The organism is Butyrivibrio sp. ob235, assembly GCF_900109475.1.
Lineage (GTDB): Bacteria > Bacillota > Clostridia > Lachnospirales > Lachnospiraceae > Butyrivibrio.
The window spans coordinates 110,372-132,562 of record NZ_FOBE01000010.1 but is presented as its reverse complement, the minus strand read 5'-3'; the positions used below and the strand labels follow the sequence as shown (position 1 = coordinate 132,562).

Here is a 22,191-nt window from a genome sequence, read left to right as displayed (position 1 = left end):
TGAGCATCGGAATGCATAACTACATCTGGAAACTGTTCTAAAAGGAAGCCAGAGGCTGACGCCTCTGCCCTTGAATAAAGTGCGCCAGAGCGCACACCTATCCTTGATCTGCTTGACTACAGAATATCTGCCATGGAATGCCTGTCAACCCCGCAGCCGCTTCGCGGTGCGCATAGCGCAGGGTTGACTGGTATTCCATGACAGATAAAGTAGTCAACAAGCAGACCAAGGATTAGAATGACAGCCTTGAACTGTCATCCAACCAGGCGCTATAATGAGTAAGGTTTGAACATCTGAACTGATCACAGGGGCAATCTACCCTTTCAAATCCTACAGTAAATTTACGCCGTCATTAAGCAATTCTTAAGGAGACAATCATACCGGCCTAATATATAATTTTTCCTAGGGGGAAAGCTATATTTGGGAGGAAGGTATGAAGAGAGTAAAAGTTTCAACGTGTATAGTCATGCTATGCGTTTTTTTCTGCGCGTTTTGCATGACTTCTTTTAATGTAAGGGCTCAGGGGGAGTTCTGTTTCACTGAGGTTACCCAGAATTCGATTTCATTCGACTGGACTGAGGCAGCAGAAAGCTTTCTGGAATCGTATAAAAAGAGTGGAAAATCAGGCTCCTATGATTCTTTTCAGATTCAGGTTTTTGAAGTGGCTGAGGATGGCAGAAGTATGTCCTTGATAAAACCATATTCAGTGCCTGGGACAACTTACAACAGCACTGTTGAAGAGCTTAAGCCGGCGACGACCTACAGAGTTGATATTAAATTTCAAATCGAGGGATACAGTAGTTCTCCGAGTATATGGAATGTAGTAAGTACCAGAAGCGACAACTCATATACGATGAAAATGATAGGACATTCGGATACTACACTTTATGTGGATTTTTCAGATGCAGTTAAGCAGATGGAAGAGAAGGTAAAGAAAGCAGGCGGCAGCAATCTGTCTGTTCTCAGTGTCACAGGTTCAATTGTTGAGCAGTCAGGAAGCGAGAGCGATGCGCTTTCTGCTGCAAGAAATAACACAACAAAAATCGGAAGAAATTTCACTGAGAAATATACTTCTAAGAAATACACAGGCTTGAGACCTGATACTGCATATGCTGTTTCTGTTATGCTGACGTATGATTACAAGAAGGCAGATGGAAATAAATCTTCTTATGTTGATGAATTTATAGAGGCAGGAAGCCTTAGAACCGCTCCTGAAGGCGGTTATTCGGATGATGTGGGAGATAACACCCCCGGATATTCCGAAAATAACAGAGAGGATTCGTCACATACAGGTAAGCTGGTCTATACAAGCGGGGCAGGTTATTCGAGGAAAAATGCTGAGTGTTCTGTTACCTCAGATGAAAACAGCATTACTCTGGACTGGACCAAGAATAATGTCATACCTTCTGCTGACAGACATCTGATCGAAATAGGTTGTGTTGAAGAGTCTAACTATGATGCTCAGGAAGACTGGGCAAAATTCGGATCCGACCATAATGAGGGACCGTATATGCGTCAGGCACTGCAAAAAGCCTACCAGGGAGATATTAAGGTAGATAAAGGTGCAAAGAGCTACAAGATCACAGGCCTTAAACCAGGAACTCAGTACAATATAGTAATGAGATGCGGTTGGCAGACACAGGGTGGACGTTGTGATACATGCTATGTTACATACAAGATTAAGACAAAGGGTGATTCCGGAAAAGTGGCAGCAGTCAAGGATATTTCCGCGAACAAACAGCCCGGATATATGTATGATTGCTATGCGAAAAGAGAAAACGGCACAATAGTACTGGATTGGACAGAGGGCTCAAAGGCTTTTATCAGCCAATCAGTGTTTGAAAAGTATTTTGGAAAGATGCAGAGGTCAGGAATTATTACTGTCAAATATACAGAGGTTCCGCAGAGTGACAATTCAAAAGACATAGAACATGCTTATTCAAAACTCGAAAATAGCAATAGCGGAGTGTACTCTGAAAGTGCTGATCTTCCCTGCACGAAGATGAGAGTATTTGGAATCGACAATTCCAAGAAGTATGTTTTTGCAATTGGGTACAGATATCAATATTTTGAGGATGGCAAGCTTCAAAGCGGTATAGAATACTTTTATGCTGATGAGACCGGCACAAACTATTTAAAGAAAAAGGCAACTGATCAGATCGATGGTAATCAGGAAAACAGTGAAGCAGGTGCAGGCGGCAAGGTTACCGAAAATGGTATGAATAACGAAAATACAGCTGCAGAGACAACCGATAAGAAACAGCCCGCAGTAAATACAACCGATTCGGAAAAAACTGCTGACGTGGCAGCCGAAAAAGCAGATGATACAAAAGCTGATGAAAAGCCTGAATCAAAGATCACAGCTTCCAAGGACACCTTCAAGGTATCGGTTCTTAAGAAAAAGAATCAGAAAGTTACTTTAAAAGTGGCACCTGAGCTTAAGGGCAAGATCACAGTTAAGAACGTATCCGCAAAGAAACTTAAGAAATATGCCGATTTCAAGGTTAAGGGCAGAAAAGTCACCGTCACAATGAAGAAGGGTGCTCCCAAGGGAGTATATAAATTTAAAGTTACAGTTGCGGCATACGGAAAAACAAAGAAGACTACTGAGACTATAAAGATTACAGTGAAATAAAAAATCTTCTTGCGAAAGAGTTCACATTATGCTAAAATAAACAAGCTGTTGTGATTAGGCAGCGATGTAACTAACGTATAATATTTTAAAAATATTAAGAATCATTGATATAAAAGAGGTGAGAAAATGAGACAGGATATTCAGCCCGAATACTATCAGGCAACAGTTACTTGCAACTGCGGTAACACATTTACAGTTGGTTCAACAAAGAAGGAAATCCACGTAGAAATTTGCTCTAAGTGCCATCCTTTCTATACAGGAACACAGAAGGCAACTGCTGCTCGTGGACGTATCGATAAGTTCAACCGTAAGTATGGTATGACTGCTAACAACGATTGATCACTGGAAATGCAAAGAGGTTGAGGCTAAGGCCTCAACCTCTTTTTATCATATAGAAATTACGATGTAATTTCTATATGATAAAAAGCGCTCCGCACACAATCACTTATACTAGGAGACGACATGGGAAAGAAAAAAATAACTCATTACTCAGGAATTGGCGGACAGGCAGTACTCGAAGGAGTTATGATGCGCAATAAGGATATGTACGCAGTTGCGGTCCGCAAGGAAAACGGGGAGATTGCAGTAGAGGTTGATCATTACCTTGGAAAGGGTGACAGCCTTGGACTTACACATATTCCTTTTATAAGAGGAGTTTTTGCTTTCTGGGATTCACTTGTCCTTGGCATGAAATCCCTTAACTTTTCGGCATCACTGTTCGGACAGGAGGAGATTGCACAGGCAAAGGACCCGATTGCCGCAGAGAGCAGGGAGAAAGTGGCGACGACTATCACAACAGTTGTGGCATTTGTGATTGCCATCGGAATTTTCATGGTACTTCCGTATTATTTAAGTTCACTCTTTAATGACTATATCAGGAATAATTCCGTGGTAGTTCTTATTGAGGGCGGAATCAGAATCGCAATTTTCATCCTTTATGTTCTTCTCATCTCACTTATGAAGGACATAAGGCGACTTTTCAGATATCACGGTGCTGAGCATAAGTGTATCAATTGCCTTGAAAGGGGTAAGCCGCTGACACTCGAAAATGTAAAGGAGAGCACAAGACTTCACAAGAGATGCGGAAGCAGCTTCCTTTTGTTCGTAATGTTTGTCAGCATTATATTGTTCTTCTTTATCAGAGTTCAGTCGATACCGCTGAGAATCCTTGTAAGAATCGCACTGATTCCCGTAATAGCAGGTATTTCCTATGAGATAATCAGACTCGCAGGGAGAAGCAACAATATTATCATGAAGATTATTTCCGCACCGGGACTCCTTCTTCAGATGCTCACTACTAAGGAGCCTGATGATGAGATGATCGAGGTTGGAATTAAATCGGTTGAAGCAGTTTTTGACTGGAGAGAGTTCCTTGAGGACTCCTTCGGATATAAGTTTGAGGACGACGAAGAAATCGCAGAGTAATAATTATGGACTACGCATCACTTTATAAAGAGGGAGAGGAAAAACTGAATAATGCAGGCGTTCCGGAGAGTGCACTGGATGCCAGACTCCTTCTCGAGTATGTGTGCGGAACCGACCATAATACCCTCCTTTCGCACGGTGATATGGAGGTCTCAGAGGAGAACATTTTAAGGTACAGGGACTTTTTATCTAAAAGAGAGCAGAGAATACCTGTGGCTTATATTGTCGGAAACGCAGAGTTTATGGGGATAGAATTTGATGTTACAGGAGACGTTCTTATTCCCAATCAGGACACAGAGACTCTTGCGGAGGAAGCTCTCAGATATCTGCATGACGGGATGAATGTGCTGGATTTATGCACGGGCTCAGGGTGTATCGCGCTTAGTATTCTTAAGTACAGCAATGATACCAAAGCTGTTGGCACGGATATGTCCGATGCCGCACTTTTGATTGCGGAGAAAAATGCCGAAAAGCTGGGATTATCTGACAGATTCAAGGCAGTAAAGGCCGATATTTTCCCGGAGCAGGTGGAGAAATATGATCTTATAGTATCGAATCCGCCCTATATTCCGACGGATGTCATAGAGACTCTGGCGCCGGAAGTAAAGACCTACGAACCCTATATGGCACTTGACGGAAGCGCTGACGGGCTTTCGTTTTACAAGAGGATTGTGCCCGGAGCAAAGGAATATCTGTTTAAAAACGGATATCTTCTTCTGGAGATCGGCTACGATCAGGGCGAAGCAGTAAAGGAACTTATGGAGTCAAACGGATACAAAGATGTTCAGGTTATAAAGGATCTTGGCGGAAATGACAGAGTTGTAAGCGGATGCTTCTATTAGCTGCGCTATTTTTGTAACTAATAATAATCGCAGTTAATTAGGAGAGAAATATTATGTTTAGCAGATTAGAAGACATGGTCCGCAGATACGAGGACATTACCATGGAACTGGGCGAGCCCGATGTGGCATCAGACCAGAACAGATTCAGGGAGCTCATGAAGGAACAGAGCGACCTTCTTCCGATTTTAGAGGAATATAACAATTATAAAAAGTGCAAAGAGACGATTTCAGATAGTGAGGAGCTACTGTCCTCCGAGTCTGATGAGGATATGAAGGAGATGCTGAGACAGGAGCTTTCAGAGGCAAAGGACGAGCTTCCTGAGATAGAGCAGAGACTTAAACTCCTTATGATTCCAAAGGATCCTAACGATGATAAAAATGTTATCGTGGAGATACGTGCCGGTGCGGGCGGTGACGAAGCGGCTCTTTTTGCAGCTGATATGTATAGGGTTTACACCAGATATGCTGACAGACATGGTTGGAGAATTGAGACCATGAGTGTCGAGGATACGGGAATCGGCGGAATGAAGTCGGTTAGCTTTATGCTTTCCGGAACTGGTGCCTATTCAAGACTTAAATTTGAGAGCGGAGTTCACCGTGTTCAGAGAATACCCGCAACTGAGTCGGGCGGAAGAATCCATACATCAACAATTACGGTTGCCATTATGCCCGAGGTTGAGGACGTAGAGGTTGAGATCGATATGAACGACTGTAAATTCGATGTTTTCCGAGCTTCCGGTAACGGCGGACAGTGTGTCAACACTACGGATTCGGCTGTAAGACTTACGCATATTCCCACAGGAATCGTAATCTCCTGTCAGGATGAAAAGAGCCAGATAAAGAATAAGGCTAAGGCACTTAAGGTGCTTCGTGCAAAGCTCTATGAACTTGAGCAGCAGAAGGCTCACGACTCCGAAGCAGCTCTAAGAAAGAGCCAGGTCGGAACCGGTGACAGATCTGAGAAGATAAGAACTTACAATTTTCATCAGGGAAGAGTCACTGATCACCGCATAAACCTTACGCTTTACAAGATTGACTCCATAATGGACGGAGACCTTGAGGAGCTTATAGATGCACTTACGACCGCAAGTCAGGCTGAGAAGCTGGCGGGCATGGCGCAAAATTAAGCAAAATGATATAATAAATATCAGCTATCGACATTTGCGGTGCAATGGAATAGCACTGGCAAATTTTTCTATGAGGGTTAATTTCATGAATGAACAGATGAAACAGGAACTTATTGACTGGGGTGTTAACTGGCCTGATGTTCAGGACAGATTTATGGGGAATGAGGATCTTGTTGAGAAATTCATGCTTAAATTCCTTAATGATCCCAGTTTTGCTGCTATGACAAAGGGACTTCAGGCAAAAAACGCAGAGGAAGCCTTTAAAGGTTGCCATACACTTAAGGGTGTGACAGGAAATCTGGCGCTTGATGCCATGAGACCGGATGTGCTTGAGCTTACGGAGATATTAAGAGCAGGATCTTTGGAAGGTTCGGACGAATTATATCAGAAGATCAAAGCCTCCTATGATTCACTTACAGAAATACTTAAGAAATATGCCGGATAAACCATAATAAAAAAATAAAACTCTTCCCATGTAATAATCCAAAGGGAAGAGTTTTTTGTTTGCTTTTTTATGGTTATTAGCAGGTTACGACGATTCCGCCGTCTCCTGCATAGGTTGTGGCAACACCTGCTCCATCGACGATCAGGACGTTCTTGAAAGCTACCTTTGAAAGAATCAGATTTTTAACTACGGCAGCTCTCTCGTAGCAGTTGATATGTGTGATCATGAGTGTCTTTTCCTCGGGATCCTTGGTCCTTTTTGCGACAAGATCAGCCATTTTGATAAGAGCTTTTTTCATACCAATGCCCTGCCCACACTGGGCTATTGTGCCTTCTATCGCATAGCAGACGGGTTTGATATTGAGAGTTGAAGCCACAATTGCTTTCATACCTGTGAGGCGGCCATTTTTCCTGAGAGTATCAAGAGAATCCAGGACAAAATAGGTATCCATTCCATCTCTGTAGGCCTCAACCTTTTCGACCACTTCGTTAAAGGGAAGACCGGCCTCGGCGTATTCCATAATCTTAAAGGCTACATTGGTCTGACCGCAGCAGGCTGAGAGCGAATCAAAAACATGAATGTTTTTCTTTCCTATATCCTCATGATAAATATCTCTTGCAAGAAGAGCACTGTTATAGCTTCCGCTGAGCTTCGAGGACAATGTTACAACATAGATATCATCGGCATCGCACTCGTAAGCTTTCATATATCTGTCGGGTGAGGGACATGCTGATTTGGCGCAGGTCTCACATTCGGCAACGCGTCTTATATAATCAAGCTGGTCAAAATTCTCATCATCAAGAACTGTATAATCGCCTACCTGAAGAATAAGCGGAATTATCTCAAAACGCTTATCAACATGGTATTCTGCAGGCAAATCGGTACAGCTGTCTACAACAATCTTATAACTCATATTCTATCCTATCCTCCGATGGGGGTTATGCATCAAAATTGCACATGGTTTTTTATACGACATATTCTAGCATGAAAACCAATATGGGTAAATAAAAAAGGAATTACGCACTGTGGTTTCCGCATGGCTTTAATTTTTCCGCCGTAAAGTGGATAAATTCTCACTTTTTTGATAAAATATTAAGTAAATATGGACACAAAAAACACGAAAAAGAACAAACTTTATAAGAGCTTCGGGTATGCATTTGAGGGCATCGGCAATACCATTCTTCATGAGCGGAATATGCAGATACATTGCACAGTCACTATATTGGTAGTGATATTTGGATTTCTGCTTCATATATCGCTTGTAGAATGGCTTTTTTGTATAGTGCTCTTTGCAATTGTGTTGAGTCTCGAATTAGTGAACACAGCGCTGGAGGCAGTGGTGGATCTGGTCACCGAGGAGAGGAAGCCCCTTGCGAAGAAGGCCAAGGATGCAGCCGCAGGAGCAGTGTTAATGAGTGCCATAATGGCGGCCATTATAGGCGGAATTATTTTCTTCCCTAAATTGTGGACGCTAATTTTTTAAAATTTTATGAGGAGGTTTTAACCATGGAAAATCTTACAGACGGATTGAAAAAATTACTGCTTGCAGGTGTTGGAGCGGTTGCTCTTACGACCGAGAAAGCCGGAGAGCTTTTAAACGAGATGGTTGAAAAGGGTGAGATTACCGTTGAACAGGGCAAGGCTCTCAATCAGGAGTTGAAGCGCACGGTAAAGGACAGCACCAAGAAGGATGAGAAGAAGGATCTTTCCAAGGTTGTTGATGGTCTTTCGGCAGACGAGCTCGCTAAGTTAAAGGAGCTTATTGCGGCAGCAGAAAATAAAGAGTGACTTAGATGGCTGATTTGACAGATCTGGTCAGTAAAATGAGGCAGGTTGCCGACGCCCAGGCCGATAAGGCGGAGGCTGAAAAGAACGGCAGCGCTTCAAAGGAGACCGGTAAAGAAAGAAGTGCCGAGGACAGTGCAAGATTCAAGGAAATCAAGGCTGTCCTCGCAAGAAATAAAATCACAAGGGGAATATCACCCGAGAAGCTCCGTGTAATCTTAGAGGAGCTTGGTCCCACATACATCAAGCTTGGTCAGATAATGTCGATGCATTCCGACATTCTGCCGAAGCGTTATTGTGATGAGCTCGCAAAGCTCAATTTTGACGTTCCGCCCATGCCCTTTAATGAGGTGATCGAGGTCATAGAGGACTCCTATGGAAGTCCCTGCACGGATATCTACGAGTGGATTGATGAAAAGCCCCTCGGTTCGGCTTCGATTGCGCAGGTACACAGGGCCAGGCTTAAGAATGTATCATCAGAGGACAGCATCGGTGATGTCATCATAAAGGTCCAGAGAAAGGGCGTTTATGAGATCATGAGCCGCGATATCAGCCTCTTGCACAGACTTGTAAAACTCATGCCGCCGGTCGGAGATCTTAAGAATATCGTGGACCTTGATATGGTTTTAGATGAGATGTGGGCCGTAGCTAAAGAGGAGATGGACTTTTTTACGGAAGCCTGCAACATGGCTGAGTTTGCCCGCAACAACAAGGATGTCAGATATGTTGGATGTCCCAAGATGTTTCCGGAGTACTCGACGGACAAGGTTCTTGTCATGGAGTACATTGACGGATGCTCGATTGATGATGTTGAGTATCTCACTGCGCATGGGTATGACCTAGATGAGATTGGTGAAAAATTCGTCAACAACTTTATCAAACAGGTTATGAATGATGGCTTCTTTCACGCGGATCCTCATCCCGGCAATGTCAAAGTAAGAGATGGGAAGATCATCTGGATTGACATGGGCATGATGGGCAGACTCTCCGAGAGAGACAGACGACTGATGGTTCGCGGCGTTCGAGGTATTGCCCTCCATGATATACAGGCTGTGGAAAATGCGGTTCTCGATCTCGGACAGGTGAGCGGAACTCCCGACAGAGATAAGCTCTATATTGATTTGAAAGGCTTCATTGAGCAGTATGGCTCGGTATCTTTCGGAAGTCTTGATATTGCTGCAGCGCTCCAGTGCCTCATGGATATTATGAAGGAAAACGGAATCGCGCTTCCACACGGAATGACGCTTCTATGCAGAGGGCTTGCGCACATGCAGGGCGTACTTGCAACCATAAGTCCTGAGATAAATATGCTCCAGATTGCGACTGCCAGAATAACCGATGAGTTTATTGAGAATCTCGATATCAAGGAAGAACTCATGAAATATGGCAGGGCACTTTATCGTGCTGCGGATAAAGGAATTGAACTTCCTTCGCTGACAGCACAGGCGATGAAGGAATACCTCGCCGGACAGAGTAAAGTGAATATCACGATAAGCTCATCCAAGGAAGTGGATGAACTAATCTATTCATCTATCAGAAATGTGGTTATAGGTCTTGGAGTTGCCGCTCTTCTGATCTCATCCAGTATAATGTGCCTTACAGAGATGAAACCTCAGGTTTTCGGAATCCCTGTTCTTGGCGCGCTTGGATTTGTCTTTGCCATGGTGGTCAGCGGCTTTTTGGTAATAAGAAATATAGCGCTAAAGATTGCCTACAGAAGGCGGCGCAGAAGAAAGAATAAACATTTATGATTGCTTTACAGATAAAAAATACAAGACAGTTTATGTCTGTGCTCCTTGCATCTGAGGTTTTTGATGAATTTTTGCTTGAGAGCGCAGAGCTGCAGATTGCGAATACATACACAATTGACGGACATGTGAATAGGGAGTTTTTCGGGGATGACAGCGAAAAGCCTGAATATGAGCTTTCCAAATGGAGCGAGCTCAAACCTGTCTGCTATGAACTGATAAAGGGTAAAAACACCCCGGTTTCCTTCAAATTCATCATGTGCGCCGCACCACCCAGGAAGGATGAACTTTTGCCTGATGACCTGCGGCAGATTGTGTCGTCTTTAGTTTTTATCTTGAAATTCAAGGAGGGGCATATCACCCTCACTACAGGAGCAGCCCTCTCGGGCTTCACGCTGGACAAATCCTACGAAAAGATTTGGGACGACTATATGAAGCGCTTTCTTGACAGCGTCGGCATCAGCTATGAAGAACTATAAGATGCCTTCCCCCTGAGGGGGAAGGTGGCGCGAAGCGCCGGATGAGGGGAAATACCAGGAGGACATCATGATTAAACGACCAGACTATATCAAACCCGGTGACACAATAGGAATTACGGCGCCTTCTTTTGGCCCATCGAGCGAGCCATATCACTCGATGTATTTTTTCGCAAAGAAAAATCTGGAAAACAAAGGCTATAAGATAGTAGAGGGCGATACACTTTTCAAAAACGACGGCATAGGGATAAACACCGATCCGAAGGTGGCAGCAGCTGAGCTTGTGGATTTTTATAAAAGAGATGATATTGATGCAATCATTTCCGCAGGCGGCGGTGAGCTCATGAATGAGACCATAACAAACGTGGATTTTGAGGCTCTTGCAGGCGCTAAACCCAAGTGGTACATCGGATATTCCGACAATACCAATTTTATTTTTCCGCTTGTTACGATCTCGGGTGTGCAGGGAATCTACGGACCTTGCATTTCCGGTTTTTCCAAGAAATGGGAGCTCCCCGAAGAGGATGCCATGGCACTTCTTGAGGGGACAAAGACGGAGTTTTCGGGGTATGAGAAATTTGTAGATCCGGCAAAGGAAGAGAATCCGCTCCCCCGTGATCTGGATCCTTCGGAATATTCGAAAATTGATTTTGATATACCCTATGAATATAATTCGGAAAAAGTGCTCACAAGCTTTTTGTGTAAAAACGGAAAGGCAGAAAAGGCAGGTACTGATACCGAGATAAAAATGAGTGGAATATTGCTTGGAGGCTGCGTTGACGTTCTTGCCAATATGGTGGGTACAAGGTTTGATAAGGTAAAGGAGTTTAACCGGGACCACAAAAATGTAATCTGGGTGCTTGAAGCCTGCGACCTTACTCCGATGAGTTATCGAAGGGCGATATGGAACATGAGAGAAGCGGGATGGTTCGACAGCGCAGCAGGCTTTGTGATTGGAAGACCGCTTACAGCATTCGGACAGGAGATGATGGGAGCAGATCAGTACAATGCAGTGACGGATGTGGTTTCCTGCCTTAATATTCCTATTATCATGGATGCCGATATAGGCCATATAGATCCGATGCTTCCGGTAGTAATGGGAGCGGAAGCTCTGGTTTGCGCTAAGGGGAATGACTTGAGATTTAAATATGAATAAAAAATCGTTTCGTAAAGAACGGATTGTTTGCTTACGATAGGATTGAAAGGGCTGACTTATATGAACAGAAAAGAATCCGAAAACTTTTTTGACTTCATTCGTTATTTTGCCGCATTTTGTGTGATGTACCTCCATTATACCGGTCATGTTGGCTATTATTATACATCGCAGTCCGCGAATCAGGTCGCTACTCTGCGCGGAATATCAACTTTCTTCCAACCGACTGTTGTTTTGCTTACCATAGCCGGATTTCTTGCTTCAGCATCTTTTGAAAGATATGGAGAAAGAGTAGGTGTATTTTTAAAAAAGAGGATTGCCAGAATTTATATCGATATGTGGCTCAGTATGGCTGTATATGTTGCGGTGTTCTATTTTGTTGTAGGAAAACGCTACGACAGCTCGATGATAAAGTGGGCTATTATTCAGGGCCTCGGATTTGCCAATACGCCTGACTGTCTGAAAAACTTTGCAACCGGCAGCATGAATGGCACTATGTGGTTCTTTACCGTAATTATCCAGCTCTATATAGTGCTGCCTTTTGTAAAAAAGGCTCTGAAGCGATATGGGAAAAAACTAACAGTTTGGCTTGTTGTTGTGGCGGTTTTGGGAGTACTTAATATAGCATCCGGATTTTTGGCACCGCAGCTTTCCGAGACCTGGCAAAAACTGCTTGAGCGCACCTTTATTCCGTATGCATTCTGGTTCTTCGTAGGAGTTATGTTTCACACCTGCGAATTATATAAGAAAGATCATATCCGAAAAGCGGCAATTGCTCTTTTGGCAGTGCAGATCGGGCTAAACTTCCTGCCTGCAAGCGGAATCGGATACTACACCGATTTCCTTCGCGGCACAGTTACATGCCTTTTGACTATAGCTGCGGCATATTCGCTGCCTGCAAAAAGAGCCAGAATAGATGTGACCTATGGGATGTACTTGTATCACTGGCTTTTTATAAATCTGATAATCCACTTTAAGCATTATGAGAGATTCGGATTTGTCATGAACGTTCTGACATTTACGGCAGGAACACTCGTATGCGCCAACATATTCAGGCTATATGCAAGACTAAAAGATAAAATCAGATGAAAAACATGGACCTTCAGTGAGATGATTACTTTCACTGAAGGCTCTTTTGTTTATTGCGCCGCCGCTTTTTATGCATTAAAATATCATTCATGGACTCACTAAAATTTTTATTATCTTATATAGGAATCATAAATATCATCAGTTTTATCTCGATGGGGAATGATAAAAGGAAGGCCAAGAGAAATTCCTTCAGGACACCCGAATCCGTACTGTTTATCTTGGCGCTTATGGGCGGAAGTATCGGAAGCATTCTTGGTATGTATATTTTCAGACACAAGACCAAGCACTGGTACTTTGTGGTAGGAATGCCGCTTATTCTCATCGCTCAGATTGGAATTGTGGTGACGATAAAAATGTCTCCGCTTGAGATACTTTTCAGATAAGTTTTTTGAGGTTTTGTAATGCATATAGCAGTTTTTGATGACAATATAGCTGACAGAAAGCAGATGGAGCGCCTCTTGCGCCGCCAGTCAGATCGCTATCAGAAGGAAGGAAAAGAGCATTTTTACATCGATCTGTATGGTAATATTCCCGCACTTTTAAGGTTCCCGCAGGTATACGATATCATTTTCATAGATATGGCCAATCCCGATGAAGATGATGAGCGGTTCAAGACAGGCATGGATGTTGCCAAGCTTCTGTTTGAGATAGGTGGGATGAAGAATGTGGTTATGTGTTCTTCTTGCCATGATTACAAAACTCTTGCAAAGGAAGCAGGCATCTATGATGAGCTTCTTTTTATTGATAAGCAGATCCGCGTAAAGGATCTTGAGGAGATTCTGACAGAGTGTGAAAAGAGACTCGGCGATCCGATTCCAACCCTTGAGATGCGCGGCGAGAGACAGACAATCTATGCCAGAGAAAATGACATAATCTGCGCAGAGATGATAGGAGAGAACCAGCTTACTGTTTATCTGACAGACAACAGAAGCATCAACCTTATCACCGATATTTACAACCTTTTTGAGCAGTGTGCGATATTCACAGCCATCTGTCCTATTTCACAGGATGCAATGATAAACGTAAATCACATAAAGGACGAAGGCTTTGGCTGGGTTATCATGGATACCGATAAAAAACTCAAAGTAGCCTTTTCCTACAGAGGCAACATAAAAGAGATACGAAGACGCCTCGCAGCGAAACAGAAAAACTGAAAAAGAATAATGTTGGATTATGAAGGAATCCCCCATGTATATGTATAGAGACTCGTTCGATTATGCGTTTTTCGCAACGAGAACGCGAATCTATACATATATATGGGGGATGGTGTTTATTATTCAGTATTATTTATTTTTCTCAACTTCCTGCATCTTCATGGCGCGAACCTTGCATGAGAGACCGAAGAGATTGATGAAGCCCTCGGCGTCGTGGTGATCGTAGAGGTCACCTGTTTTGAAGGAAGCGATTGACTCATTGTAGAGTGAGTAGGGTGATGAAGTGCCGGCCTTGATGATGTTACCCTTGTAGAGACGGAAGGTAACTTCTCCTGTTACGTACTTCTGGGTTGACTCGATGAAAGCCTGTTCTGCCTCACGAAGAGGAGTGAACCATTTTCCTTCATATACAAGATCTGCGAACTTATTGCCCATATCCTTCTTCATGGTGTAAGTATCACGGTCAAGGATAAGCTCCTCAAGCTGCTGATGAGCCTCATACAGGATTGTTCCGCCGGGTGTCTCATAGACGCCGCGGGACTTCATACCTACAACACGGTTCTCAACAATATCTACGATACCGATTCCGTTTTCACCGCCAAGCTTATTGAGAGTGCGGATGATGTCTGAAACCTTCATCTCTTTTCCGTTAACTGACTTGGGAACACCGCCTTCAAATGTCATGGTTACGGTTGTGGGCTCATCGGGAGCATCCTCGGGTGTGCAGCCGAGAACCAGAAGGTGCTTATAATTGGGAGCCTGTCCGGGATCCTCGAGCTCAAGTCCCTCGTGTGAGATGTGCCAGAGGTTACGGTCACGGCTGTAGCTGCTGTCAGCTGAGAAGGGAAGATTGATGCCGTGCTGTTTGCAGTATTCAATCTCTGATTCACGGGAATCCATGTTCCACTTATCACTTCTCCATGCAGCGATAATCTTGATGTCGGGTGCAAGAGCCTTGATTCCGAGCTCGAAACGGATCTGGTCGTTACCCTTACCTGTAGCGCCGTGGCAGATAGCAACTGCGCCTTCTTTTCTTGCGATTTCAACAAGCTTCTTGGCAATAAGAGGACGAGCCATGGATGTTCCAAGAAGGTACTTATTCTCATATACAGCGTGAGCCTGAACACAGGGAACAACGTATTCATCACAGAACTCATCGATAACATCCAATATGTATAACTTGGAAGCTCCGCAGCTCTTAGCTCTCTCATCAAGTCCGTCAAGTTCTTCTTCCTGTCCGCAATCTATGCAGACACAGATTACTTCATAATCATAATTTTCCTTAAGCCACGGGATGATCGCTGTTGTATCAAGTCCTCCCGAGTATGCAAGTATAACCTTATCCTTAGCCATGTTTTCCTCCTTAATAAATGCGTGATGTATAAAAATCTGAACGATTTATAAGGAATATACACCACCTTGTGATTAAATGCAAGTGTTTTATGCATAAAAATTTATAAAATGCAGGTTTAAGTGCATAAATATAAATAATGCTTGCATAAAACAGTTTTGTTGATTATACTAAAGTGCAAAGCATATAATAAATGATACGGGGGAAACGAGATCTTTTAAGAAAATCCTGTATGCATAATAATGTGCATAAGATTCAGAAACGCTGAATGAATAATACATTATAAGGAAGGCGCAGAAATGATTAAGGTAGGAATTATCGGAGCTACAGGTTATGCAGGAGCGGAGATCGCAAGACTGATTTACAGCCATCCGCAGGCGGAGATCGTGTGGTACGGCTCCAGAAGTTATATAGATGAGAGATTCAGTTCCGTTTACGGAAACTTCTTTAATATAGTAGATGAGAAATGCCTCGACGATAACATGGACGAGCTTGCAGAGAAAGTGGATGTTATTTTTACGGCAACTCCCCAGGGCCTTTGCGCAGGACTTGTTAATGATGAAATTTTGAGCAAGGTTAAGATAATCGATCTGTCGGCTGACTTCAGAATTAAGGATGTTTCCGTATATGAAAAGTGGTACGGCATCGAGCACAAGTCGCCCCAGTATATAGAGGAAGCGGTTTACGGACTCTGTGAGATCAACAGGGATAAGATAAAGGGAGCGAGACTGATCGCTAATCCCGGATGCTACACAACCTGCTCGATTTTAACAGCTTATCCTCTTATTAAAGAGAAGCTCATTGATCCTAAGACACTCATAGTCGATGCGCTTAGCGGTACTTCCGGAGCAGGCAGAGGGGCGAAAACACCGAACCTTTTCTGTGAGGTTAATGAGAGCGTAAAGCCCTATGGCGTGACCAATCACAGACACACACCCGAGATTGAGGAGCAGCTTGGATATGCGGCAGGTGAGGAATTTACAATCAACTTCACACCTCATCTGATTCCCATGAACCGAGGCATCCTTGCGACAGAGTACGCATCACTTATGAAAAAAGCGGACGGATCGCTTCCCACTGCAAGTGACATAAGGACTGCTTATGAGAAATATTATAAGGATGAGAAGTTTATCAGACTTTTACCTGATGGTGTATATCCGGAGACAAAATGGGTTGAGACAAGCAATTTCGTTGATATAGGTTTCAAGATAGATGAGCGCACAGGTCGAGTCATCATGATGGGAGCAATAGATAACCTGGTAAAAGGTGCTGCCGGTCAGGCTGTTCAGAACATGAACATTATGTTTGGCTTTGAGGAAAGCATGGGACTTGATTTCGTTCCGGCATTCCCGTGATGAGAGAACCTGGCGAGGACCTTATATATTAAGTGCTTTTGGAGGAAACGTCATGGTACGGGTAATGACTATAGATGATTATGAAGAAGTTTACGCTCTTTGGAATTCGATAGAGGGTTTCGGAATAAGAACTCTTGATGATTCACTGGAAGGAATAACAAGATTTATCAATCGAAATCCAAATACATGTGCGGTGGACATTGAAGACGACAAGATAGTCGGAGCCATTCTTTGCGGACATGATGGGAGACGAGCATGTTTCTATCATGTTTGTGTTAATAAAAATTACAGGCGTCATGGAATCGGCAAAAAGATGGTTGAGTTCTGTATTGAGAGATTAAAGGAAGAGAAGATCAACAAAGTCTGCCTTAATGCGTTTGTTACCAACAAGGTCGGGAATGCTTTCTGGCAGCGAATGAACTGGACGCTTCGCTCGGACATGAACTATTACGACTTTACATTAAATGAAAATAACCTCACTGAATTTGTTGGAATTTAAGACCTAATGCCTTACCCTGGGGGTGAGAAATATTAAAGCCTTCCCCCTAAGGGGGAAGGTGTCAGCGAAGCTTACGGATGAGGGTAGATAAGGAGAAAACCATGAAAATAATAACAGGTGGTGTTACAGCTGCTAAAGGTTTCAAGGCAGCAGGCGCAGAAGCAAATATAAAATATAAAGATCGCAAGGACATGATGCTTATTTACAGCGAGTCACCTTGCACGGCAGCAGGCGTTTTCACAAGCAACGTGGTAAAAGCGGCTCCGGTCCTTTGGGACAAGGAAATATGCAGTGGAATTCAACCCGTACATGCAATAGTAGGTAATTCGGGAATTGCCAATGCCTGTACCGGTGAGGAGGGTAAAAAGGTTTGTGCAGATACAGCTGCCGAAGTGGAGCTGCTCCTAAACCTTCCGGAGAATTCTGTTCTGGTTGCATCCACAGGTGTAATCGGTATGCAGATGAACATGGATGCAATAAAGCGCGGCATTGCGCAGATGGTTCCGCAGCTTTCGGATTCAGAAGAAGCCGGGACAGATGCAGCGAAGGCAATAATGACAACAGATACTTATCCCAAACAGATGGCTGTTACATTTGAAGTGGGTGGTAAGCAGTGCACCATGGGAGCCCTGGCAAAAGGATCCGGGATGATTCATCCTAACATGTGCACAATGCTTTCATTTATAACAACAGATGTTTCGATATCACATGAACTTCTTCAGAAGGCCTTGAAGACAGTGGTTGTGGATACCTTTAACATGATTTCCGTTGACGGAGACATGTCAACGAATGACTCTCTCATGGTTCTTGCAAACGGAGAAGCAGGAAATCTGGAGATCACGGAAGAAAATCAGGATTACGAAGCCTTTAAGGAAGCTCTTTTCACTATCTGTAAGGAGATGGCGAGAAAGCTTGCGGGTGACGGAGAAGGTGCAACCGCACTTTTCACAGCACATGTTATGAATGCGGATACAAAAGAAAATGCCAGGACACTGGCAAAGTCTGTTATCTGCTCATCCCTTACAAAGGCTATGATATACGGACACGATGCTAATTTCGGACGCATTTTATGTGCACTTGGCTACTCGGGTGTACTGTTTGATCCGGATAAAATCGAGCTTTCGGTTGAGAGCTGCGATGGAAGCCTATTGTTATTTAAAAACGGAGAGCCGCAGGCTTTTGATGAGGAATATGCATCTAAAGTACTTTCGGCAAAAGAGGTTATCGCGAAGGTGGATATGCATTCGGGAAGTGAGGAGGCCTGTGCCTGGGGCTGCGATCTCACCTATGACTATGTAAAAATCAATGCTGATTACAGAAGCTGACACCCGGTATTTAAAGAAAAAGGAGAGGAACCATGGATACAGATATGCAGGAAGTAATGAAAAAAGCTGAGGTGCTGATCGAGGCACTTCCTTATATTCAGAAGTTTAACCGCAAGATCATCGTCGTAAAGTATGGCGGAAGTGCTATGGAGAGTGAAGAATTCCAGAAGAATGTCATCAAGGATGTGACACTGTTAAAGCTCGTCGGCTTCAAGCCCATCATCGTCCACGGCGGCGGAAAAGCAATCAGCAAGTGGGTAGGCAAAGTCGGAAAGGAAGCGGAGTTTGTAAACGGCCTTCGCGTTACCGATGAAGAGACCATGGAGATAGCTGAGATGGTTCTTAATAAGGTGAACAAGTGCCTTGTAAGAATGGTTCAGGAGCTTGGCGTTAAGGCAATCGGAATAAGCGGCAAGGATTCCGGACTTTTGAAGGCTAAGAAGAAGTTTTCAGGAGGTCAGGATATCGGCTTTGTCGGGGATGTCGAGAAGGTAGATCCCAAGATCCTTTACGATCTTATGGACAATGATTACCTGCCTATCATCGCACCTGTAGGAATGAATGAGAACTTTGAGACCTTCAATATAAATGCGGATGATGCGGCCTGTGCCATAGCTAAAGCCGTAAATGCCGACAAGCTTGCTTTCCTTACGGATATTGAGGGAGTTTACAGGGATATCAATGATCCATCCTCGTTTATTTCAAGACTTACCTGCTCTGAGGCGGATGCGCTTATTGCGAGCGGTAATATAGGCGGAGGAATGCTCCCCAAGCTTGAAAATTGCTCAAATGCAGTAAAAGAGGGAGTTCACAGAGTGCATATTCTTGACGGAAGAATACCGCATTGTCTGCTGCTTGAGTTCTTTACCAATAAGGGTGTCGGAACCATGTTCATGCCCGACGGAGAGGAGATTTGAAAATGGCAACCATGAAAGAATATATTGATGAAGCCGAGCGTGATCTGCTTCACACCTACAACAGATATCAGGTGGTACTTGATAAAGGCGAGGGTGTTCATCTCTATGACATAGAGGGAAAAGAATATCTGGACTTTGTATCAGGCATAGGAGTTTTTGCTCTGGGATACGGTAATAAAGAGTACAACGATGCTCTTAAGAACCAGATTGATAAGGTTATTCACACCTCAAATTATTATTACAACGTGCCCGCAATAGAAGCGGCCAAAAAGCTTAAAGAAGTTTCCGGTATGGACCGTGTATTTTTTACAAACAGCGGGGCAGAGGCTGTTGAGGGTGCGCTCAAGGCAGCAAGAAAATACGGCTTTTTAAAGGACGGAAGGACAGATCATGAAATAATCGCAATGAATCATTCCTTCCACGGAAGAACCTTCGGGGCACTTTCCGTTACCGGAAATGCTCACTATAGGGACGCTTTTCAGCCTATGATAGGTAACATCCGTTTTGCAACCTACAATGATTTTGAGAGCGTTAAAAAGCAGGTTACAGATAAAACAGTTGCCATAATAATGGAAACCGTTCAGGGTGAGGGTGGAATTTATCCTGCAACTGAGGATTTCTTAAAGAATGTAAGAGCACTTTGCGATGAAAAGGATATTCTTCTTATTCTTGACGAGATACAGTGCGGTATGGGAAGAACAGGCTATATGTATGCATGGCAGAAGTTTGGTGTTAAGCCCGATATCATGACAACAGCCAAGGCGCTTGGATGCGGAGTGCCGGTAGGTGCTTTCTTGATGACTGAAAAAGTGGGACAGAATTCACTTGTGGCAGGTGATCATGGTACTACTTACGGTGGTAATCCCCTTGCCTGTGCGGCAATCGACAAAGTCCTTGATTTATTCGAGACTAAACATATAATAGATAACGTGAGACAGGTTTCGGAATATCTCGAAGAGCGTTTGGACGATCTGAAAAATCGCTATGATTTCATCGTGGATCGCAGAGGCAGCGGACTTTTACAGGGACTTGAACTTGATCGTCCCGTAGGAGAGATTATCGGAAAAGCGCTTGATAAAGGACTTATTCTTATAAATGCAGGAACAAATGTTATCAGATTCATTCCTCCGCTTGTAATAACAAAGAAGGATGTTGACGATATGCTGGATATTTTGGAAGCTTGTCTTTAAGTAATCACTAAATATTTTTATGTGAGGTTATCTATGAAGATAAGATTCAGGCTGCTTGGAGCGGTTCTGGTTATAGCACTGCTCGGAGCAGCTTTTTATTATTCCAGGTCAGGAATAAATCTCCATGAGGAGCGTTCGATTTTCGGCGCAAATGACAAGACAACCATAAGACTGTGGTACACTGATGATTCCATGACGGATTATCTTACCGGTAAGGCTGTTGAGTACAATAAGAAGAGTAAGACCACCAGAGCTGAGATACAGCTGGTTTCCGGTCTTGAGTATCTTGAGGAGATAAGTAAGGCATCTGTTCAGGGTGACAATTATCCCGATGTTTTCATCATGACACACGACAGCCTTGAGAAGGCTTATCTTGCAGGACTTGCTGAGGAAATAAAAAAGCCGGAGCTTCTGGAGGATGAGACTCTTGGTTTTAGTGATGCTGCGAAGAATTCGATTACCTATAAGGGAAAATATATCGCATATCCCTACTATTTTGAAACAAGTTCACTTTTATATAACAGAACTTATCTGGAAGACGAGGTACGCGCGCGCAGACAGGCTGAGCTTGATGCTGCGGAAGGCGAACTTGCGCAGGCAGCTGCGGATGCCGGAGAGATAGAGGGCGAGGATATCACAGAGGCCGAGGATGCACCTGTACCTGAAATCAGTGAAGATGCCGAAAATGCAGATGGCGCAGAGTATGTGGAAGAATCCGCGATTTCCGCTGAAGAGGTAGAGGCGGGTGTTAATGAGATGCTTCCTTCCACTATCGAAGATATTCTTCTTTTCGCAGATAATTATAATGCCCCTGATACTGTTGAATCGGTATTCAGATGGGATGTTACCGATATTTTTTATAATTATTTCTTTGTGGGTAATTATCTTAATCTTGGTGGACAGTCTGGAGACGATACCAGTCAGATCAATGTCTACAATGAAGATACTATCAACTGCATGAGCTTTTATCAGCAGCTCAATCAGTTCTTTGCCATAGATGAGAGTGTGGTTACTTATGAGAATGTTTTGCAGGACTTTATTGACGGCAAAACAGTATTTACCGTTGCGACAACCGATGCTGTAGCTAAAATAGAAGAGGCTAAGGCTGCCGGCAACTGCAGCTTTGAGTATGGGGTGACCACAATGCCGGCTCTTAACGATACCTATGGAACAAGAACCATGTCCGTTACTGAGTGTCTGGTGGTTAACGGATACTCGGAGCATCAGGAAAAAGCGAATGATTTTGCAGCTTTCCTTTGCAGTGAGAACACAGATACTTGCTATACAATGAGTGGCAAGCTTATCGCGCACGAGGGGATCCCTTACGGAAATGATTCGCTTGATTCCTTTGTCAGCGTTTATGCCAAATCGGTTCCCATGCCCAAGCTTATGGCTACCAGTAATTTCTGGGTACAGCTTGAGATTGCCTTTTCCAATATATGGGAAGGTGCAAATGTTAACGATACCTTAAAAACATTGTCTGAAAATGTTAAGCTTCAGATAGGCGGAACAGAGGTTACTGAGGAGCGGCTTCCGGATGCTTCTATCGTTATTACCGAGGGGCAGGAAGAATAAATGTTTACAAATTAAACAAAAGAATACTCTTTATGGCTGTCTTTTTTGTAATTGTTACGAAAATATTACAGCCATCTTGTTTTTAAAAATCTTTTCCGTT

The 22,191-nt window shown here is 43.6% G+C and carries 22 protein-coding genes; 20 read left to right on the top strand and 2 right to left on the bottom strand.

Features of this window, described 5'->3' with window-relative positions:
• Positions 1 to 433: 433 nt before the first annotated feature.
• The 6 genes from BMW61_RS09685 (at position 434) to BMW61_RS09660 (ending at position 6,474) form a co-directional block, all read left to right on the top strand.
• Positions 434 to 2,635 (top strand): fibronectin type III domain-containing protein, encoded by a 2,202-nt coding sequence (locus BMW61_RS09685; RefSeq protein WP_091821344.1) that lies wholly within the window; start codon positions 434 to 436, stop codon positions 2,633 to 2,635.
• A gap of 126 nt (positions 2,636 to 2,761) precedes the next feature.
• Positions 2,762 to 2,974, top strand: coding sequence for a 50S ribosomal protein L31 (rpmE, locus tag BMW61_RS09680; protein WP_022762883.1), 213 nt, complete (start codon positions 2,762 to 2,764; stop codon positions 2,972 to 2,974).
• Positions 2,975 to 3,097: 123 nt separating this feature from the next.
• Positions 3,098 to 4,060 (top strand): DUF1385 domain-containing protein, encoded by a 963-nt coding sequence (locus tag BMW61_RS09675; protein WP_022762882.1) that lies wholly within the window; start codon positions 3,098 to 3,100, stop codon positions 4,058 to 4,060.
• 5 nt (positions 4,061 to 4,065) lie between these two features.
• The gene (gene prmC, locus BMW61_RS09670) at positions 4,066 to 4,902 is read left to right on the top strand and encodes a peptide chain release factor N(5)-glutamine methyltransferase (RefSeq protein ID WP_026498054.1); all 837 of its coding nucleotides are present in this window, start codon (positions 4,066 to 4,068) and stop codon (positions 4,900 to 4,902) included.
• Positions 4,903 to 4,955: 53 nt separating this feature from the next.
• On the top strand, positions 4,956 to 6,029 hold the full coding sequence (gene prfA / locus BMW61_RS09665) for a peptide chain release factor 1 (RefSeq protein ID WP_091821341.1): 1,074 nt from the start codon (positions 4,956 to 4,958) through the stop codon (positions 6,027 to 6,029).
• 85 nt (positions 6,030 to 6,114) lie between these two features.
• Positions 6,115 to 6,474, top strand: coding sequence for an Hpt domain-containing protein (locus tag BMW61_RS09660; RefSeq protein WP_022762880.1), 360 nt, complete (start codon positions 6,115 to 6,117; stop codon positions 6,472 to 6,474).
• Between the two features lie 76 nt (positions 6,475 to 6,550).
• Here the strand turns inward: BMW61_RS09660 and BMW61_RS09655 are convergent, their stop codons facing one another.
• Positions 6,551 to 7,387 (bottom strand): DegV family protein, encoded by an 837-nt coding sequence (locus BMW61_RS09655; RefSeq protein ID WP_022762879.1) that lies wholly within the window; start codon positions 7,385 to 7,387, stop codon positions 6,551 to 6,553.
• A gap of 189 nt (positions 7,388 to 7,576) precedes the next feature.
• On the opposite strand from BMW61_RS09655, the gene BMW61_RS09650 reads away from it, so the two are divergent.
• From BMW61_RS09650 to BMW61_RS09615, 8 genes are all read left to right on the top strand, one after another.
• Positions 7,577 to 7,957, top strand: a complete 381-nt coding sequence (locus BMW61_RS09650; RefSeq protein ID WP_026498056.1) for a diacylglycerol kinase family protein — start codon at positions 7,577 to 7,579, stop codon at positions 7,955 to 7,957.
• Between the two features lie 23 nt (positions 7,958 to 7,980).
• Positions 7,981 to 8,262, top strand: coding sequence for a phasin family protein (locus BMW61_RS09645; RefSeq protein ID WP_026498057.1), 282 nt, complete (start codon positions 7,981 to 7,983; stop codon positions 8,260 to 8,262).
• 5 nt (positions 8,263 to 8,267) lie between these two features.
• On the top strand, positions 8,268 to 10,010 hold the full coding sequence (locus BMW61_RS09640) for an ABC1 kinase family protein (protein ID WP_242829206.1): 1,743 nt from the start codon (positions 8,268 to 8,270) through the stop codon (positions 10,008 to 10,010).
• Positions 10,007 to 10,486 carry a DUF5721 family protein gene (locus BMW61_RS09635; RefSeq protein WP_091821338.1) on the top strand — a complete coding sequence of 160 codons (480 nt, stop codon included), beginning with the start codon at positions 10,007 to 10,009 and terminating at the stop codon, positions 10,484 to 10,486. Before BMW61_RS09640 ends, BMW61_RS09635 begins: the two co-directional genes overlap by 4 nt.
• A gap of 67 nt (positions 10,487 to 10,553) precedes the next feature.
• Positions 10,554 to 11,639 carry a S66 family peptidase gene (locus tag BMW61_RS09630; RefSeq protein WP_091821335.1) on the top strand — a complete coding sequence of 362 codons (1,086 nt, stop codon included), beginning with the start codon at positions 10,554 to 10,556 and terminating at the stop codon, positions 11,637 to 11,639.
• A gap of 60 nt (positions 11,640 to 11,699) precedes the next feature.
• Positions 11,700 to 12,725, top strand: a complete 1,026-nt coding sequence (locus tag BMW61_RS09625) for an acyltransferase family protein (protein WP_091821332.1) — start codon at positions 11,700 to 11,702, stop codon at positions 12,723 to 12,725.
• A gap of 89 nt (positions 12,726 to 12,814) precedes the next feature.
• Complete coding sequence (locus BMW61_RS09620; RefSeq protein WP_091821329.1) at positions 12,815 to 13,108, top strand: DUF1294 domain-containing protein; 294 nt, start codon at positions 12,815 to 12,817, stop codon at positions 13,106 to 13,108.
• A gap of 18 nt (positions 13,109 to 13,126) precedes the next feature.
• Positions 13,127 to 13,879: a hypothetical protein gene (locus tag BMW61_RS09615; RefSeq protein WP_091821327.1), complete on the top strand. Its 753-nt coding sequence runs from the start codon at positions 13,127 to 13,129 to the stop codon at positions 13,877 to 13,879.
• Positions 13,880 to 14,008: 129 nt separating this feature from the next.
• On the opposite strand, the gene BMW61_RS09610 is transcribed toward BMW61_RS09615, so the two are convergent.
• On the bottom strand, positions 14,009 to 15,232 hold the full coding sequence (locus tag BMW61_RS09610) for an argininosuccinate synthase (RefSeq protein WP_022762872.1): 1,224 nt from the start codon (positions 15,230 to 15,232) through the stop codon (positions 14,009 to 14,011).
• Between the two features lie 297 nt (positions 15,233 to 15,529).
• On the opposite strand from BMW61_RS09610, the gene argC reads away from it, so the two are divergent.
• The 6 genes from argC (at position 15,530) to BMW61_RS09580 (ending at position 22,091) form a co-directional block, all read left to right on the top strand.
• On the top strand, positions 15,530 to 16,585 hold the full coding sequence (gene argC, locus BMW61_RS09605) for an N-acetyl-gamma-glutamyl-phosphate reductase (protein ID WP_091821324.1): 1,056 nt from the start codon (positions 15,530 to 15,532) through the stop codon (positions 16,583 to 16,585).
• A gap of 52 nt (positions 16,586 to 16,637) precedes the next feature.
• A complete protein-coding gene (locus BMW61_RS09600; protein WP_091821321.1) occupies positions 16,638 to 17,084 on the top strand; it encodes a GNAT family N-acetyltransferase in 447 nt (148 codons plus the stop codon).
• Positions 17,085 to 17,185: 101 nt separating this feature from the next.
• Positions 17,186 to 18,409 carry a bifunctional ornithine acetyltransferase/N-acetylglutamate synthase gene (argJ, locus tag BMW61_RS09595; protein ID WP_091821356.1) on the top strand — a complete coding sequence of 408 codons (1,224 nt, stop codon included), beginning with the start codon at positions 17,186 to 17,188 and terminating at the stop codon, positions 18,407 to 18,409.
• Positions 18,410 to 18,441: 32 nt separating this feature from the next.
• The gene (argB, locus tag BMW61_RS09590; protein ID WP_022762868.1) at positions 18,442 to 19,326 is read left to right on the top strand and encodes an acetylglutamate kinase; all 885 of its coding nucleotides are present in this window, start codon (positions 18,442 to 18,444) and stop codon (positions 19,324 to 19,326) included.
• An 11-nt stretch (positions 19,327 to 19,337) separates the two neighbouring features.
• On the top strand, positions 19,338 to 20,516 hold the full coding sequence (locus BMW61_RS09585; protein WP_091821353.1) for an aspartate aminotransferase family protein: 1,179 nt from the start codon (positions 19,338 to 19,340) through the stop codon (positions 20,514 to 20,516).
• 33 nt (positions 20,517 to 20,549) lie between these two features.
• A complete protein-coding gene (locus tag BMW61_RS09580) occupies positions 20,550 to 22,091 on the top strand; it encodes a sugar ABC transporter substrate-binding protein (protein WP_091821318.1) in 1,542 nt (513 codons plus the stop codon).
• Positions 22,092 to 22,191: the final 100 nt, after the last annotated feature.

Excerpts from the sequence above, each read along its gene's own strand:
- BMW61_RS09685 (WP_091821344.1), top strand. The coding sequence starts at position 434 with ATGAAGAGAGTAAAAGTTTCAACGTGTATAGTCATGCTATGCGTTTTT.
- rpmE (WP_022762883.1), top strand. The coding sequence starts at position 2,762 with ATGAGACAGGATATTCAGCCCGAATACTATCAGGCAACAGTTACTTGC.
- BMW61_RS09675 (WP_022762882.1), top strand. The coding sequence starts at position 3,098 with ATGGGAAAGAAAAAAATAACTCATTACTCAGGAATTGGCGGACAGGCA.
- prmC (WP_026498054.1), top strand. The coding sequence starts at position 4,066 with ATGGACTACGCATCACTTTATAAAGAGGGAGAGGAAAAACTGAATAAT.
- prfA (WP_091821341.1), top strand. The coding sequence starts at position 4,956 with ATGTTTAGCAGATTAGAAGACATGGTCCGCAGATACGAGGACATTACC.
- BMW61_RS09660 (WP_022762880.1), top strand. The coding sequence starts at position 6,115 with ATGAATGAACAGATGAAACAGGAACTTATTGACTGGGGTGTTAACTGG.
- BMW61_RS09655 (WP_022762879.1), bottom strand. The coding sequence starts at position 7,387 with ATGAGTTATAAGATTGTTGTAGACAGCTGTACCGATTTGCCTGCAGAA.
- BMW61_RS09650 (WP_026498056.1), top strand. The coding sequence starts at position 7,577 with ATGGACACAAAAAACACGAAAAAGAACAAACTTTATAAGAGCTTCGGG.
- BMW61_RS09645 (WP_026498057.1), top strand. The coding sequence starts at position 7,981 with ATGGAAAATCTTACAGACGGATTGAAAAAATTACTGCTTGCAGGTGTT.
- BMW61_RS09640 (WP_242829206.1), top strand. The coding sequence starts at position 8,268 with ATGGCTGATTTGACAGATCTGGTCAGTAAAATGAGGCAGGTTGCCGAC.
- BMW61_RS09635 (WP_091821338.1), top strand. The coding sequence starts at position 10,007 with ATGATTGCTTTACAGATAAAAAATACAAGACAGTTTATGTCTGTGCTC.
- BMW61_RS09630 (WP_091821335.1), top strand. The coding sequence starts at position 10,554 with ATGATTAAACGACCAGACTATATCAAACCCGGTGACACAATAGGAATT.
- BMW61_RS09625 (WP_091821332.1), top strand. The coding sequence starts at position 11,700 with ATGAACAGAAAAGAATCCGAAAACTTTTTTGACTTCATTCGTTATTTT.
- BMW61_RS09620 (WP_091821329.1), top strand. The coding sequence starts at position 12,815 with ATGGACTCACTAAAATTTTTATTATCTTATATAGGAATCATAAATATC.
- BMW61_RS09615 (WP_091821327.1), top strand. The coding sequence starts at position 13,127 with ATGCATATAGCAGTTTTTGATGACAATATAGCTGACAGAAAGCAGATG.
- BMW61_RS09610 (WP_022762872.1), bottom strand. The coding sequence starts at position 15,232 with ATGGCTAAGGATAAGGTTATACTTGCATACTCGGGAGGACTTGATACA.
- argC (WP_091821324.1), top strand. The coding sequence starts at position 15,530 with ATGATTAAGGTAGGAATTATCGGAGCTACAGGTTATGCAGGAGCGGAG.
- BMW61_RS09600 (WP_091821321.1), top strand. The coding sequence starts at position 16,638 with ATGGTACGGGTAATGACTATAGATGATTATGAAGAAGTTTACGCTCTT.
- argJ (WP_091821356.1), top strand. The coding sequence starts at position 17,186 with ATGAAAATAATAACAGGTGGTGTTACAGCTGCTAAAGGTTTCAAGGCA.
- argB (WP_022762868.1), top strand. The coding sequence starts at position 18,442 with ATGGATACAGATATGCAGGAAGTAATGAAAAAAGCTGAGGTGCTGATC.
- BMW61_RS09585 (WP_091821353.1), top strand. The coding sequence starts at position 19,338 with ATGAAAGAATATATTGATGAAGCCGAGCGTGATCTGCTTCACACCTAC.
- BMW61_RS09580 (WP_091821318.1), top strand. The coding sequence starts at position 20,550 with ATGAAGATAAGATTCAGGCTGCTTGGAGCGGTTCTGGTTATAGCACTG.